Raw genomic sequence first — 14,708 nt, 5'->3', positions numbered from 1 at the left:
ATTAGCTGATTAATGCTTGCATTTCATTTAATTCAGACATTGCTAAAGCATACTGCTCTTCGCTTGGTACACCATGATGCCATTTTAAAACACCTTCCATATAACTTATTCCTTTTCCTTTAGTAGTATGGGCAATTATAAAATTTGGTTTACCCTCTTCAAAAGCTCCACTATTTAAAGCATCTTCTAATTGTTCAAGGTTATGACCGTCAACTTCCTTTACCGCCCATCCGAAGGATTCTAATTTTTCTCTCACCGAATCGGTGTTCATTACGTCTTTGTTGCTACCGGTAATTTGCTGTTTGTTATAATCTAAAATTGCATATAAATTATCCAGCTTATAGTGCGATGCTGACAAAAATGCTTCCCAATTTGAACCCTCTGGCAACTCTCCGTCACCTAATAAAGTAAAAACACGATGCTTTTTATTGTCCAATTTTGCAGCAATTGCTTCACCTACACAAATTGGCAGACCATGACCCAACGCACCAGTGTTCTGCTCAACGCCATGCACTTTTTTCGTTGGATGCCCAATATAATGTGATTGATACTGGCATAAAGTTTCTAAATCAGATTCAGGAAAAAAACCTCGATCTGCCAAAGTAACAAACAGTGCCTCTACACAATGCCCTTTACTTTGTATATAGCGATCACGATTTGGGTTTTTAAAATCATCCGGATTAACATTTAAAACTCTATTATATAGCACATTCAAAATATCTACGCATGATAAACTTCCACCGGTATGACCTGCTTTAGCTATGTAGATATACTTGAGAAGATTCTTTCTCAGAAATACCGATTTTAAATTTAATTCTTTGTTTGTCATTATTTACTTACTCAAATTACACGCCTTTTCAATACTGAAAGCACTGAGGCATAAATCAGGTCAATATTGTTTTATTAATTAGAATTGTTATGATTGTACACATCCCACCCCATATAATTACCTAGAGCCTCCTCTAAAATTGCACCAGTTTTAGATGCATTCATTACAACATGATGTTCAAAACCATTTCTACATATGTGTTTCATTAAACCTTGTAAATCTGAAATTTCGGCTACTGCTCTATTTCCAAAAGTTTTTAAGGGGTCATCAGTTAACTCGCCTTCACCTAAGTATGCTTTAATAATCCCTTTAGGATCATCTGTACTTATCCTTCCATAAGTAAGTGGATTTGCCGGTGTTCTTCCGTCGAGAGCACCATAAGTATTTTCGACTCCTACAGTTGTTCCTAAAATTGGAGCGGTATCCATTTTTATATCTGGTAAAAATGATTTAGCCCAATTACCACAATGAAACAAAACGCACTTATTTGGATCATCAGCATAATTATTATTCCAATCTACTAATGCACTTGGTGACCCTGAGGCCAATTGCATAGCATACATAGTCAAAGTACCAGTAACATCTACCTCACATGCTGATGGCAACATATTTTCAGACATAATACTCATGCTAGTACAAACATTACAGCCATAATTTTGCTGTAGTGATGTCCAACATTGAATTGCAGTAGCATCCAAAGCGTATTCTTCCATAAAATCTTTTAGAACCACATCTAATTTTGCAATTTGCAACATTGCCTCATTAGGAGTTTTACCCTGAGGTACATAAGCATTTATTGATTCTATATGTTGCTTAACTGAAGCATCGTCTTTAGTAAGCTTATTTGCTTTTCCTAAAATTTCAGACAAGTCAACAGTGGTTACGGTTATACCATTACGTTGCAATATTTTTTCAGAATAACGTACTGTATTAAATGCACCAGGCCTAGCCCCTACAGCACCAATTCTAACATTTTTTAATCCTTTTACTACTCTACATACAGCTACAAAATCATTTAAATCATTCTGAAAAAGCGCATCAGAAGGAAAAGAAACATGTTGACTTGTCAACGAATATTTGATACCATATTGATACAGATTATTACAAACCGATATTTTACCACACCATGAATCGCGACGATTCACGACGTTCATCTTAGATAATTCATCAGGATAAGCCTGAACTAAAACTGGAACATTGAGGTTTGCCAACTTCAAGGTATCGGCCACACCTTTCTCATCACCAAAATTCGGCAGCAATACTAATACACCCGCTATTTCTTCACTGTGTTTTTTAAATAATTCAGCACATTTTTGAGCTTCTTTGTATGTCTCAACACCACCGAGTTTAGTGTCTGTTGTATCTAATAAAATTGGTTTTATGTTTAGCTTAGAAAAAACTTCGATAATTTCTGTTCTTGCTTTCTCTACTAAACTATCAGGGAAAAAATCACGATTCCCTATTATTACCCCAATACTCATTACTGCTTCTGACATATGTACTATATATTATTCTATTTTAATTATTACTTAGGCTAAAATCACTTCAATTTCATTGTCCTTAAAAACCTCTTTATCCTTTTCTTTCATACCTGAATCAGTAATGAAATAATCTATTAACGAAAGCGCACCCAAACTAGCCAAAGCATTAACTCCTATTTTAGTACTATCAGCTACTAAATATGAAACATTCGCAGCGTCTAACATTGCTTTTTTCACAACTAAATCACTAATACTGGGGTATGTTAAACCAGATTTTAAAGAAATACCTGCTGTAGCCAAAAACAACTTCTGCACATTCAATCCTTCAAAAAAATCAGCTGCTTTTTGACCTGTCAATGATAAAGTGGGCGGTTTAAATTCACCACCTGTCATTATCACCTCTATACCTGGCTCTGTACCTAACATCAATGCGATATTTAAAGCATTTGTAATAACAGTTAGATTTTTAAAACCTACTAATTTCTTCGCTATTTCAGTAGTTGTACTACCAGAGTCTAAAATAATAGTGTCACCCATTTCAATAAAATCGAGACACTTAAGTGCTATAGCTTCTTTTAATTCTAAATTTTCTTGGTTTGTTAATGAAAAATTTCGCACTTGATCCTCCATATTCTTAAGAAAAGCCCCACCGTGCTCTCTAACAATCAAACCTTTTTTTTCTAATTTTTCTAAATCTTGCCGAACTGTAACCTCGGTAACCTTAAACAATTTTGCCAAGTCCGCAACTTTTGCGGATCCATCTTCCTTTAATAATTCTAAAATTTTTTCTTTACGTTGATTCGCTAGCATGTAAGTTTTAAATTTAAAAGTTCAAATATAGGTAATTCCGTTTATTTTTCTTTATTTTCGTTTACTTTGTTTTTAATATTGCAATTAAAGCCAAAGCTAAATTACTTTACAATAAAGGAAAAATAATTTGTAACATAGTATATTTTAAGTATTTCATCGTTAAATCGAAATTTATGTCTTTTAAATACTTGACAAAGAAGAGTAGACTTTGTCTTATCACAATAGTGGCGTCACTATCATTGATTCAATGTGGTAATTCTGAAGAGAAAAAACTAAAACCACGTATTTTAATTAGCTCTGATATTGGAGGAACAGATCCTGACGATTTTCAGTCAATGATACACCTATTAATGTATGCTGATCTTTTTCAAATAGAAGGCCTCGTTTCATCACCCTATGGACCCGGTAGAAAAAAAGATTTTTTAGATATGATTGACCTCTATGAGCAAGATTTGAACATGCTTACTGAACATTCAGATGACTTTCCTCAACCCTATTCTCTTCGAGATGTTTGCAAACAGGGAGCTATTTCTGGGGCACCATATAAAGGTTTCAGTACTGCAACCAAAGGATCAGACTGGATTATCAAAAGCGCTAAAACACCAAGTGATCAACCTTTATGGGTTTTGGTTTGGGGTGGTTTGGAAGACATTGCCCAAGCTTTACACGACGCACCTGAAATAAAGGAAAATATTAGGGTCTATTGGATTGGAGGCCCTAATAAAAAATGGAGCGTAAATGCATATGCATACATCGCAGAAAACCATCCTGACCTATATATGATAGAAGCCAATGCTACCTATAGAGGCTGGTTTATGGATCCAGATTCACCTAAAAATATAAAAAGCAAAGCTTACTATGACAACTTTATTCAAGGTCGCGGCGCAATGGGTGAAAATTTCAAAAACCATTATGAGGGCGAAATAAAAATGGGTGATACACCATCACTTGCCTATGTGATGAACGGTGATGTAAATGATCCTACTAGCGAAAGTTGGGGTGGTAGCTTCACTTCAATCAATCGTAGTTCTCGTCATATTTTTGAAGGCAATACAACAACGAATGATACTGTATCTGCTTATGCAGTACTAGAATGGAGATTCAAAGGACCTGAATTAGACATACCACAAGACTCTACGTGCTTTACAATGGAAATATCGAATCAGATTTGGCCTGGATATTATCTCGGAAATGGTGAATATGGCGTACGCTATTCTTCAAAAAAACCAGAAACGGGTTCTTATACAACAAAAAGTAGTATTGCTGAATTGGATGGACAAACTGGTCAATACGTAAGCACGAATCCTTGGCCAGGAAAACCTTCTCCTGATGATTATTCAGTAGGGCCTAATTGGTATGGAGATAAAACAGAATTAGAATTATACATTGACGAACAACAAGGTGCAAAAACAGTTGCTAATCATCGGCAAGCCTTTTTAATGGATTGGGCAAAAAGATGGGAATGGTTCACTAAATAAATGAAAAAATGAAAATTATTAAACTCGTAGTAAAGCTTTTTATAGTACTAATAACAATTACCAGTACTGCTCAAGAAAAACCAAGAATTTTTGTGCTAACTGATATAGAAAACGAACCCGATGATGCAATGTCTTTGGTTCGCTTTTTGGTATACGCCAACCAATATGATGTAGAAGGATTAGCAGCAACAACTTCAATTCATCAACAACATGAAGTTGCAACGTATCGCATTAAAGAAATAGTTGATGCGTATAGCAAAGTCAGAAATAACCTCGAAAAACATGAGTCGGGTTTTCCGACTGGAGATTTTATGAAATCAATTATTACTGAAGGACTCCCTGAATATGGGATGAAAGCTGTTGGTGCAGGAAAAGATTCACCAGCCTCTGAACTTTTAATAAAATCTGTTGATAAAAACGATTCTAGACCGTTATGGGTTACTGCATGGGGCGGACCAAATGTATTAGGACAAGCATTATGGAAGGTAAGAGAAACACGTTCAAAAAAAGAACTTGCTACTTTCATAAGTAAAATTCGTGTTTATACTATTTCTGATCAAGATGATAGTGGTCCATGGATTCGTAAAGAATTTCCTGAATTATTTTATGTAGCTAGTCCAGGATTCAATGCTGGTGGCGGTTATCATCATGCAACTTGGAGTGGTATTAGTGGGGACTTTTTTCACGCGCGATGCGATGGCGCAAATGCTGCAGTTGTATCAAATGAGTGGTTAGACAAAAATGTTAGAACCAAAGGTCCTTTAGGTGCTGAGTATCCGTTATGGGAATTTTTAATGGAGGGTGACACCCCTTCGTTTCTAAACCTTATAAACAATGGATTAAACAATCATGATCACCCTGAATGGGGTGGCTGGGGAGGTCGATATGAGTTATACACTCCGAGAATGCAAAAATGGTTTCTTCATCCAGAAAGTAGACCTTTCTATTCTGATGCCGTCGATGAAGTTTTAGGCACCGATGGTAGATGGCATTCTGGTAACCACGAAACAATATGGAGATGGAGAGAAGCATTTCAAAACGATTTTTCAGCTCGAATGGATTGGACAATCAAGGAAAAGAATGAGGCAAACCACGCACCTATTGCTAAAGTGGCACACGCAACTAAACTTTCTGCAAAAAAGGGAGAAAAAGTTCTTTTAAGCGCCAAAGGCTCTAGCGACCCAGATGGTGATGCCATTTCTTACAATTGGTTTTTATATGAAGAAGCTGGTACTTTTTCTGTATCAAGTGCACGAAGCGGACAACCCTTAGAAATACACAACTTTGATCAATCTGAAGCTTGGTTTACAGTGCCTACCAGTAGACTGGGAGGCGACGGAACAGGAACTATGCACATCATTTTAGCCGTTACGGATCATGGAGCTCCAAGATTAACTCGCTATCAACGTATTATAGTCAACATTGAATAATTGTAAAATGAAAAAAATAGCACCCATATTTTTTGCGCTTGTACTTTTCACAATTCAATTTAAAGTACATGCGCAAAATCAAAAACCTAGAATAATTGTAACCTCTGATGGTGAAATAGATGATGAATGTTCAATGGTTCGTTTTCTATTATATTCCAATGAATGGGATGTAGAAGGCATAGTCACTTCAAGTTCACAATACCATTGGCATGGGCATAAATGGGCAGGTGATGATTGGATTGATCGTTTTCTGGATGCCTATGAAGAAATTCATCCGAATTTAATTAAGCATGACAAAGCATATCCCACAGCAGCATATTTAAGATCCATCAACTTTCTTGGTAATGTAGAAACTGAAGGTGAAATGGAAAAAATCACTCCAGGATCCGAACACATTGTTAAGGTTCTTTTAGATGAATCAGATAATAATCCGATATGGCTTCAAGCTTGGGGCGGTACAAATACTATTGCCCGTGCATTAAAATCTATTGAAGAAAATCATCCTGAAAAAATGGAAGAGGTCGCCAAAAAACTTCGTTTTTTCTTTATCTGGGAGCAAGATGAAACATATCAAACTTACATTAAACCTCATTGGGGTAAATACAACATAGAAACCATCATCTGTGATCAGTTTTGGGCAGTAGCTTATCAATGGGATAAAATAATACCAGCCGATAAATTACCATACTTTAAAAGTGATTGGATAAAATCGAATATTTTAGAAAACCATGGTCCACTCTGCTCTTTATACGAAGCCTATAAAGGTGGTGACGACAATGAAGGTTTTTTAGCTGAAGAAGGCAAAGCCAAAGGCGATTTCAGATCCGAAGGTGATTCACCTGCATTTTTCTATACTATTCCAACAGGATTACGATCACTAGAATCTCCAGATTATGGAGGTTGGGGAGGCCGCTACTTGAATGTTCGTGAGAATACTTGGCTTGATTCGGTTCCTGAGTCAAATTATAATTATCCTGAAGGCAGATGGTATACAAAAACGGCATGGGGTAGAAATTATATGCGAAATGTATATCCTGAAAATAAAAACTTAATGACAAAGTATTTTACGCCCATAACTCGCTGGACAGATGCATTGCAAAATGATTTTGCAGCGCGCGCTGATTGGTCGGTAAAATCGTTTGATGAAGCAAACCACCCCCCAATAGTTAAGTCATCAAATAAATTAGACATAGATTCAAAACCGGGCAGTACAATTAAACTAGACACCAAAGGAACAGTTGACCCTGATGGTGATGATTTAACTTTCTCTTGGTGGCAATATCATGAAGTTGATTCGTATCCAAGAAAAGTAAACCTATTAAATGCAGCAAATAAAAAAGTTGAATTTGTTGTTCCAAAAGATGCTAAAAAAGGCGAAACGATTCATATTATTTGTGAAGTAACTGACAATGGTTCTCCTAAACTTACTAGATACCAACGCATAATTATAACTATCAAGTAAGTAGAAGAATTGGTATTTTAATGATTGCTAAACTGGAAATTGCAATAAGACGATGAAGTGTCGAACAATTCTTAAACTCTTTGTTACCCTTGTTTACATCAACGTAGGTGCGCAAAACGATATTTCACCTTCTCACACTAATATAGTGTACGGTAATGCCGCGAATGAAAAACTGCATTTAGATATTTACGAACCTAAAGGTGACGGTCCGTTTCCTATTGCAATTTACATTCATGGTGGTGGATGGACGGTTGGTGACAAAGCCAATCCTGATGATGCTCCAGCAATTGAAATACTTCAAAAAGCTGGATTCATCGCTTTCTCAATAAACTATCGTCTTGCGCCTGAACATCGATGGCCTTCTTGTTTAGATGATATTAAAACTGCAATTAGGTGGGTTAAAGCTAATGCAGTGAATTATAATGGTGACCCCTCTACCATGGTACTTGCAGGATATTCAGCAGGTGGTCATTTGGCAACTTTTACCGCAACCTTAGTTGATGAAAGTATTGCTGTAAAAGCAGTAATTGGTTTGGCACCACTCACCGATTTTGTTCAAGAACTACCTAAACGAGGAAATATTCTTGGTAGAGCTCAGCGTGGACTTTTAAATAGACCGCAAGAAATAACTCCCGAATCTCTCGGCATGCTGAAAGCAATTTCACCTATCAATTATGTTCGACCAGGGTTACCCCCTTTTTTATTACTACATGGTGACAAAGATCAATCGGTACCTTTTGAACAATCAATACTATTTCAAAAAAAACTACAAGATAATGGTGTGCAGTGCGATATCATTACAATTCCCGGAGCGCCACATCGACTAACCGAATGGAATGACTTCCTACCTGACTATAGTGGTCAGATTATCAAATGGTTAAATAAATATATTACTAATAAATAAAAGAAAACTCACTATATTAATGGGTAATCAATATAAAACAGAGTACCATATGCTAAAAAAGTTATATTTCTTCATTCTGGTTTGCACAACAATAACCATAAACGCACAAGCACCTTGGCAACAGGGTGAACTTGAAGTTTCATCGAATGGACATTATATTCAACACAAAAATGGAAATCCTTTTCTATGGGTCGGTGATACTGGTTGGGGAATGATTCAACAACTTACAAGAGAAGAAATAGATCAGTATTTAGACAACCGAAAAGCAGCTGGGTTTACCGTCATTCAAACCGTTGCACATTGGTCGCCTCATGGTGGAGGCATGAAAAGAAGTCCTGATAATGCAGCCAATGCCTACGGGCATCGTCCTTTTACTGGAGATGAAAAATCACCAAATACATCAGAACCTTTAGTAGTAAAGGGTGGTAGATCTGTTGCACCCAATGATTATTGGGATCATATGGATTATGCTGTTGAAGCTGTTAAAAAACGCAATATGTATCTCGCTCTTCTGCCTTGTTGGGCGTCTGAACTTGTTACGAATACAAAGGAATATACCGCTGATGAAGCTAAGTCTTTTGGTACATTTTTAGGCAACCGTTACAATAAAGAACCTAATATTATTTGGGTAATGGGTGGTGATACAAAAGCACAATTTGCTGCTTATGATAAAAATCAAAAGTACAGTGAATATGATTTTCGAGCTATTTACCGAGCAATGGCAGAAGGCATCGTAAAAGGTGTTACAGGCAAAAGTCCAGCTTGGAATGAAAAACATTCTGCTTGGGATAAGGTGTTTTTAACGTATCATCCAAATGGAGATTCCCCTTATGGCTCATCACAATGGTTTCATGAAGATGTATGGCAAGATGTAAACGGTGTAGAAGTATGGAAAGAAGTAGACGATGTTTACAGAATGATGCTAAACGATTATCAATTAAAAAGCCCAAAACCTAGTTTATTTTTAGAAGGCTCGTACGAATATGGAACGTATCGCCATGAATGTGGATGGGTTACACCTGTTCGCGTTCGAAGACAATTTTACCAAACATTTTTTGCTGGCGGAGCGGGACATACCTATGGTGCTGGACCAATTTGGGCAATGCGCGGAAATGAAGGCGATTATAATTGTGGATATACTTGGCAACAAGCTTTGGATTTTCCAGGAGCTAAACATGTTGCTGAGATTGGTAAGCAATTTTTAATACATCATAAATGGAGCGAATGGGTGCCAAACGGAAATGTAATTTCGAATGTTGGTGAAAGCGAAAGCCTAAAGACAGCAGTTACTACAGAATCAAATAATATGGCTCTTGTCTATTTTGCGAATAATTCAGCCTGTACAGTAACCAACATTTTAAAAAATGAAGCAAAAGCCTATTGGTTTTATCCTAGAAATGGAAAGAAAGTAAACATAACATCTTTTAAAGAAAATGAATCACGTGATATGATTCCACCCAATAAATGGGAAGATGCAATATTGGTACTTCAAAGTGACATGTAAGGCCAAAATTGAATACTGATGTTAATAGAATAGCACAAAGCAAACTATAAACATGTTATGAAAATTTTAGTTGTAGAAGACGAACCTGAAATGAAAGAATTGATAAAACAATTCTTAGAAGGTGAGAATTATGTGGTGGAAACTGCTACTAATTTTCACTCTGGTTTAGATAAAATCGTTTCCTACGACTACGACTGTATTCTTTTAGATATTTCTTTACCAGACGGAAATGGTCTTGACTTATTACAAGAATTAAAGAATCTAGATAAAGAAGATAGTGTAATAATCATATCTGCAAAAGATTCAATTGAAGACAAGGTAAAAGGACTGAATCTTGGTGCTGATGACTACCTCATAAAACCTTTTCATATTACCGAATTAAACGCTCGAATAAAATCTGTTATTCGGCGAAAAAAATCTGATGGGCGAACGCTTCTAGAGTTGGAAAATGTAAAAATCAATATAGAAGAACGTTTAGTATTAATCAACGACCAACCAGTAGAACTCAACAGAAAAGAATTTGATATCCTCGTTTTTTTTACAATGAATAAATCGCGGATTGTAAGTAAAGCTGCAATTGCCGAAAATATTTGGGGCGATTATATTGACCAGGCTAACGACTTCGATTTTATTTATTCTCAAATTAAAAATCTACGAAAAAAACTTCGCGCACATAATGCTGAAATTGATATCAATTCGGTGTATGGAATGGGCTATAAATTAAGCTTGAAATGAAGTTAATAAATCACACTTTATTAATTCTTTCCACCATACTTTTTACTACAGTGGGGCTTTGGGCTTTTCTTTTTTTTTTCCAACTTTTTGACCAAGTAAAAAACACAATTGATGAAGGTCTTTCAAATCATAAAATTGCCATTATTGACAATTTAATAAACGAGAATTCTATTGCCGATCAAATTAGTTTTCAAGACAAAAGTTATAGCATAAAAAACATTAACGAAACGTATGCACTTCAAATTAGGGATACGTATACCGATACTTTAATCTTTTCTAATCTCAAGAATAGCAACTATGAAGCGCGTTTATTAACCACCGCATTTGTTGCTTCTGATGGTAATTACTATGAGTTAAAAGTGCTTTCTCATGAAATAAATAAAGGGAATTTGATTGAAAAAATAATTACCTCGTTGCTCTGGCTTTTTCTGTTTTTAATTATTAGCACCTTGTTTGTAAACAGATTTGTCTTAAAAAATACATGGAAACCTTTTTATGAAATATTGAACTTTCTGAATGATTTTAGAATTGACAAAAAAGTTCCCCAAGAACTGACTAAGACGAATATAAAAGAATTTAACTTACTCAATAAATCGGTTAAGAATCTACTAAATAAAAACGTTGAAATATTTAACAGTCAAAAACAATTTATAGAAAACGCATCCCACGAATTACAAACACCACTAGCAATTGGCATAAACAAACTTGAACTACTTGCCGAAGAACCTAGTTTATCGCCTGAACAAATCAATAAAATTGGTCAAATAACCGAATCATTTCAACGACTGTCTGGCTTAAACAAATCACTTCTATTACTTTCAAAAATAGAGAACCAACAGTTTAATCTTACTGAAGAAGTAAATTTCAACAAGCTCATAAGCCGAGTGATTCGTGATTTTTCAGATTTTACAGCCCACCAAAATATAAAAATCACCCATCTTCAAGAAGGAGACTGGATAGTGAAAATAAACAAAAGTCTTGCTGAAATGCTGGTCTTAAACTTGATTAAAAATGCAATTGTTCATAACCAAAAAGACGGCGAAATAATAATTCAATCTACATCATCCTCTTTTATGATTAAAAACCAAAGTGAATTAAAAGAAATTCCTTCCGATAAGATTTTCATGAGGTTTAATAAGAATTCAAATCAGAAAAATTCAACAGGTTTAGGGTTGGCCATTGTCAAATCAATCACCGAAGTATCAAACTTGGTAATTACTTATTATTACAATGGGAGGCATGTATTTAAAGTATCTGAAATTTAGTTTAAAGACAGCTTAAAATAGCGAGCTTATTACTCCAAATATTGGACGAAATAGAATTAGAAATCACGCATATATTCAGCATAATAAAGCACATAAAAAAATTATTCTTATAAAATAAAAACTAGAATTGAAATGGAAAAATTAATCGCAAAGCTTCATTATTTACAATTTTTTACTATAAAGAAACATACTATACAATACACATTTAAGAACTTACTATTTGTATTTATTGCGCTTACAGCAGGTTCATCTATAGCACAAGAAAAAAATCGTCTAGTAGTTTTAACGGATATTGGTGGTGATCCAGATGATCAAATGTCAATGATACGTTTATTGACCTATGCCAATCAATTTGACATTGAAGGACTAATTGCTACCCCATATGGATCAGAGAATGCTGTTGAAAAAGTATATCTCCATAAAATAGTTAATGCATATGGAAAAATTCAAAATAACCTGGAAATTCATGAAAAAGGCTATCCAAGCGAAACACAATTATCAGCAAGTATTTCAGAGGGAATTCCGTTTCGTGGCATGGATGGTGTAGGTGAAGGAAAAGATTCTCCAGGTTCGAACCAACTAATACAAGTTGTTGACAAAGAAGATAAGAGGCCTTTATGGGTAACAGTCTGGGGTGGTCCAAATGTATTGGCTCAGGCTCTATGGAAAGTGCGTATGACAAGATCAGCTAGTGAGGTAGCCAAATTTGTAGCAAAACTTCGCGTTTATGCAATATCAGATCAAGATAATAGCGGCCCATGGATACGCAAAGAATTCCCAAACTTATTTTATATTGTAACACCAGGTGTTAATGCGGGTGGAGGTTTTCACCATGCAACATGGATTGCTATTGGAGGCGATAAATTTCATGGACGATTCGACGGGGCTGATTTTTCTTTAGTTACAAATGAATGGCTCGATAAAAATGTACGAAGTAAAGGCCCGTTAGGTGCTATGTATCCGCATTGGAAATTTATGATGGAAGGAGATACACCATCCTTTTTCAATCTAATAAACAATGGCTTAAGCAATCCCGAGCGCCCAGATTGGGGTGGATGGGGTGGCCGTTATGAACTATATACCCCTAAAAACGAAAAATGGTTTTTAGAACCAGAAACAAGACCAATTTGGACGAATGTTCAGGATGAAGTTTTTGGCTTTGATGGTGAATGGCACACCACCAATCATGCAACAATCTGGAGATGGCGTAGTGCTTATCAAAATGATTTCGCTGCACGAATGGATTGGACCATAAAATCATACAACGAAGCAAATCACCCACCTGTGGTTCAATTGGACCATCCAGAATATATAATAGCAAAACCTGGTGACCGAATAGAACTTAGCGCTACAAGTTCAACGGATCCTGATGGTGACGCACTTTCGTTTGAATGGTTTTGTTATGAAGAAGCAGGTACTCGCGCTATGTCAAACTCCAACACAGGAATAAAGCATAATATTAATAGCTATGATCAATCCAAAGCTTGGTTAAAAATAAAAAGGAGTCGAGTGATGGCCCCGGGTACTGGAACCATGCATATTATATTAGCGGTAACAGACCACGGTACTCCTCGCCTTACAAGATATAAACGCATTATAATTGATGTTCAAAAATAAGATTTAACAACATTACTACAATCTTGTTTTATAACAAGTAAATTCAAGGTTAAAAGTCAACTATTTTGGCTTGTTAATTTTGACCGCAACAAAATGTTCGGAACAAATTACTAAAGTTGAATGTTTTTAATTTGGCTTGGAAAGGTATATTTTGCGAATTATTGTTGCATAAATTTATTCTACTTTACGTACTAATGAATCATTGAAAACAACTACCACAAACTCTTGTTCTACATTTAAACTTAAGTAGTACTATAACTAATTTAACAATTCCAGATTGTTTCCAGAATCTTTCCCAATTGTTTCCAAATTCGTGTTGTTCATTTGTTTTAAATTAAATAGGACAGATGAACAGATCATTTACATTTCTAGCAATGTTACTCTTTAGTATAAGTGCATTCACGCAGAAAATCGACCAAAATAATGTACCCGCAGTAATATTAAATTCATTTCACTTAAAGTTCCCAAACGCCAAAGAAGCCGAATGGAAAATGGATGGCGGCTTCTACAAAATCGCATATGAGGTAAATGGTAAGTCGCACAATTTAAAAATGGATTCTAGAGGTAGCATATTGGAGCATTCACAAGATTTATATGTGAGCGAAATACCAAAATCAGTTTTAAAAACTATTCGTGACAGAGCTGTTTATTTTGATGTGAATGATGCGGACAGATATGAAAGAGATAGTAGGATTACTTACGAAGTTAAATTCAAAATTGACGGAAAATACCAATTCTTTTGGGTAAACGAAAAGGGCAAATTACTTAAATATAGAAAAGAATTAAAAGATAGTGAAGTTCCTAAATTGATTGTAGATGTTATTACAAACAACCATGGCCAGATTGATATAGATTATTCTAAATATGTAGAAGAAGGAAACAAAAACATCTACATCATAAGAGGTGAAATCAATGATTCAGACTACAATTTTACCATTGACGACAAAGGAAAAATACTGAAATACACCCAAGACCTCAAACAAGCAGAAATTCCACAGGCTATATTGAATACTTTATCTAGTGATTATAAGGATTATGATATTCGGGATGCAGACCTCAAAAAAGAAAATGGAAAAGCAACTTATGTCTTAAGAATAAGAAAATCAAAAGATCAGATGTATGTGACTTTTGGCGAAAATGGAAAAGTACTGAAAGTAAAAAAACGATGATAGTATAGAAATTTGCACTGCATA

12 protein-coding genes are annotated in these 14,708 nt (G+C 35.4%); 9 read left to right on the top strand and 3 right to left on the bottom strand.

The features are described from left to right. Position 1 precedes the first annotated feature (1 nt). The 3 genes from JQC67_RS06900 to JQC67_RS06890 all read right to left on the bottom strand — a co-directional run bounded on the left by JQC67_RS06900 (position 2) and on the right by JQC67_RS06890 (position 3,120). A complete protein-coding gene (locus tag JQC67_RS06900; protein WP_203252096.1) occupies positions 2-829 on the bottom strand; it encodes a transketolase in 828 nt (275 codons plus the stop codon). 74 nt (positions 830-903) lie between these two features. Then, positions 904-2,325 carry an L-fucose/L-arabinose isomerase family protein gene (locus tag JQC67_RS06895; protein ID WP_203252095.1) on the bottom strand — a complete coding sequence of 474 codons (1,422 nt, stop codon included), beginning with the start codon at positions 2,323-2,325 and terminating at the stop codon, positions 904-906. Between the two features lie 33 nt (positions 2,326-2,358). After that, positions 2,359-3,120, bottom strand: coding sequence for a DeoR/GlpR family DNA-binding transcription regulator (locus JQC67_RS06890; RefSeq protein WP_203252094.1), 762 nt, complete (start codon positions 3,118-3,120; stop codon positions 2,359-2,361). A gap of 173 nt (positions 3,121-3,293) precedes the next feature. Between JQC67_RS06890 and JQC67_RS06885 the strand changes: the two genes are divergently transcribed. The 9 genes from JQC67_RS06885 (at position 3,294) to JQC67_RS06845 (ending at position 14,684) form a co-directional block, all read left to right on the top strand. Further along, on the top strand, positions 3,294-4,598 hold the full coding sequence (locus tag JQC67_RS06885; RefSeq protein ID WP_203252093.1) for a nucleoside hydrolase-like domain-containing protein: 1,305 nt from the start codon (positions 3,294-3,296) through the stop codon (positions 4,596-4,598). An 8-nt stretch (positions 4,599-4,606) separates the two neighbouring features. Beyond that, the gene (locus JQC67_RS06880; RefSeq protein ID WP_203252092.1) at positions 4,607-6,028 is read left to right on the top strand and encodes a DUF1593 domain-containing protein; all 1,422 of its coding nucleotides are present in this window, start codon (positions 4,607-4,609) and stop codon (positions 6,026-6,028) included. Between the two features lie 7 nt (positions 6,029-6,035). Then, positions 6,036-7,490: a DUF1593 domain-containing protein gene (locus JQC67_RS06875; protein ID WP_203252091.1), complete on the top strand. Its 1,455-nt coding sequence runs from the start codon at positions 6,036-6,038 to the stop codon at positions 7,488-7,490. Positions 7,491-7,542: 52 nt separating this feature from the next. Beyond that, a complete protein-coding gene (locus tag JQC67_RS06870) occupies positions 7,543-8,394 on the top strand; it encodes an alpha/beta hydrolase (RefSeq protein ID WP_203252090.1) in 852 nt (283 codons plus the stop codon). Between the two features lie 49 nt (positions 8,395-8,443). Continuing rightward, on the top strand, positions 8,444-9,898 hold the full coding sequence (locus tag JQC67_RS06865; protein WP_203252089.1) for an apiosidase-like domain-containing protein: 1,455 nt from the start codon (positions 8,444-8,446) through the stop codon (positions 9,896-9,898). A 57-nt stretch (positions 9,899-9,955) separates the two neighbouring features. Then, the gene (locus tag JQC67_RS06860; RefSeq protein ID WP_203252088.1) at positions 9,956-10,633 is read left to right on the top strand and encodes a response regulator transcription factor; all 678 of its coding nucleotides are present in this window, start codon (positions 9,956-9,958) and stop codon (positions 10,631-10,633) included. Continuing rightward, a complete protein-coding gene (locus JQC67_RS06855) occupies positions 10,630-11,898 on the top strand; it encodes a sensor histidine kinase (protein WP_203252087.1) in 1,269 nt (422 codons plus the stop codon). Before JQC67_RS06860 ends, JQC67_RS06855 begins: the two co-directional genes overlap by 4 nt. 132 nt (positions 11,899-12,030) lie before the next feature. After that, positions 12,031-13,515 (top strand): nucleoside hydrolase-like domain-containing protein, encoded by a 1,485-nt coding sequence (locus JQC67_RS06850; RefSeq protein WP_203252086.1) that lies wholly within the window; start codon positions 12,031-12,033, stop codon positions 13,513-13,515. Between the two features lie 347 nt (positions 13,516-13,862). Further along, positions 13,863-14,684, top strand: coding sequence for a type 1 periplasmic-binding domain-containing protein (locus JQC67_RS06845; RefSeq protein ID WP_203252085.1), 822 nt, complete (start codon positions 13,863-13,865; stop codon positions 14,682-14,684). Positions 14,685-14,708 lie beyond the last annotated feature (24 nt).

The organism is Aurantibacter crassamenti (assembly GCF_016811105.1).
Classification (GTDB): Bacteria; Bacteroidota; Bacteroidia; order Flavobacteriales; family Flavobacteriaceae; genus Aurantibacter_A; species Aurantibacter_A crassamenti.
This window is presented reverse-complemented; position numbering and strand designations above follow the sequence as displayed.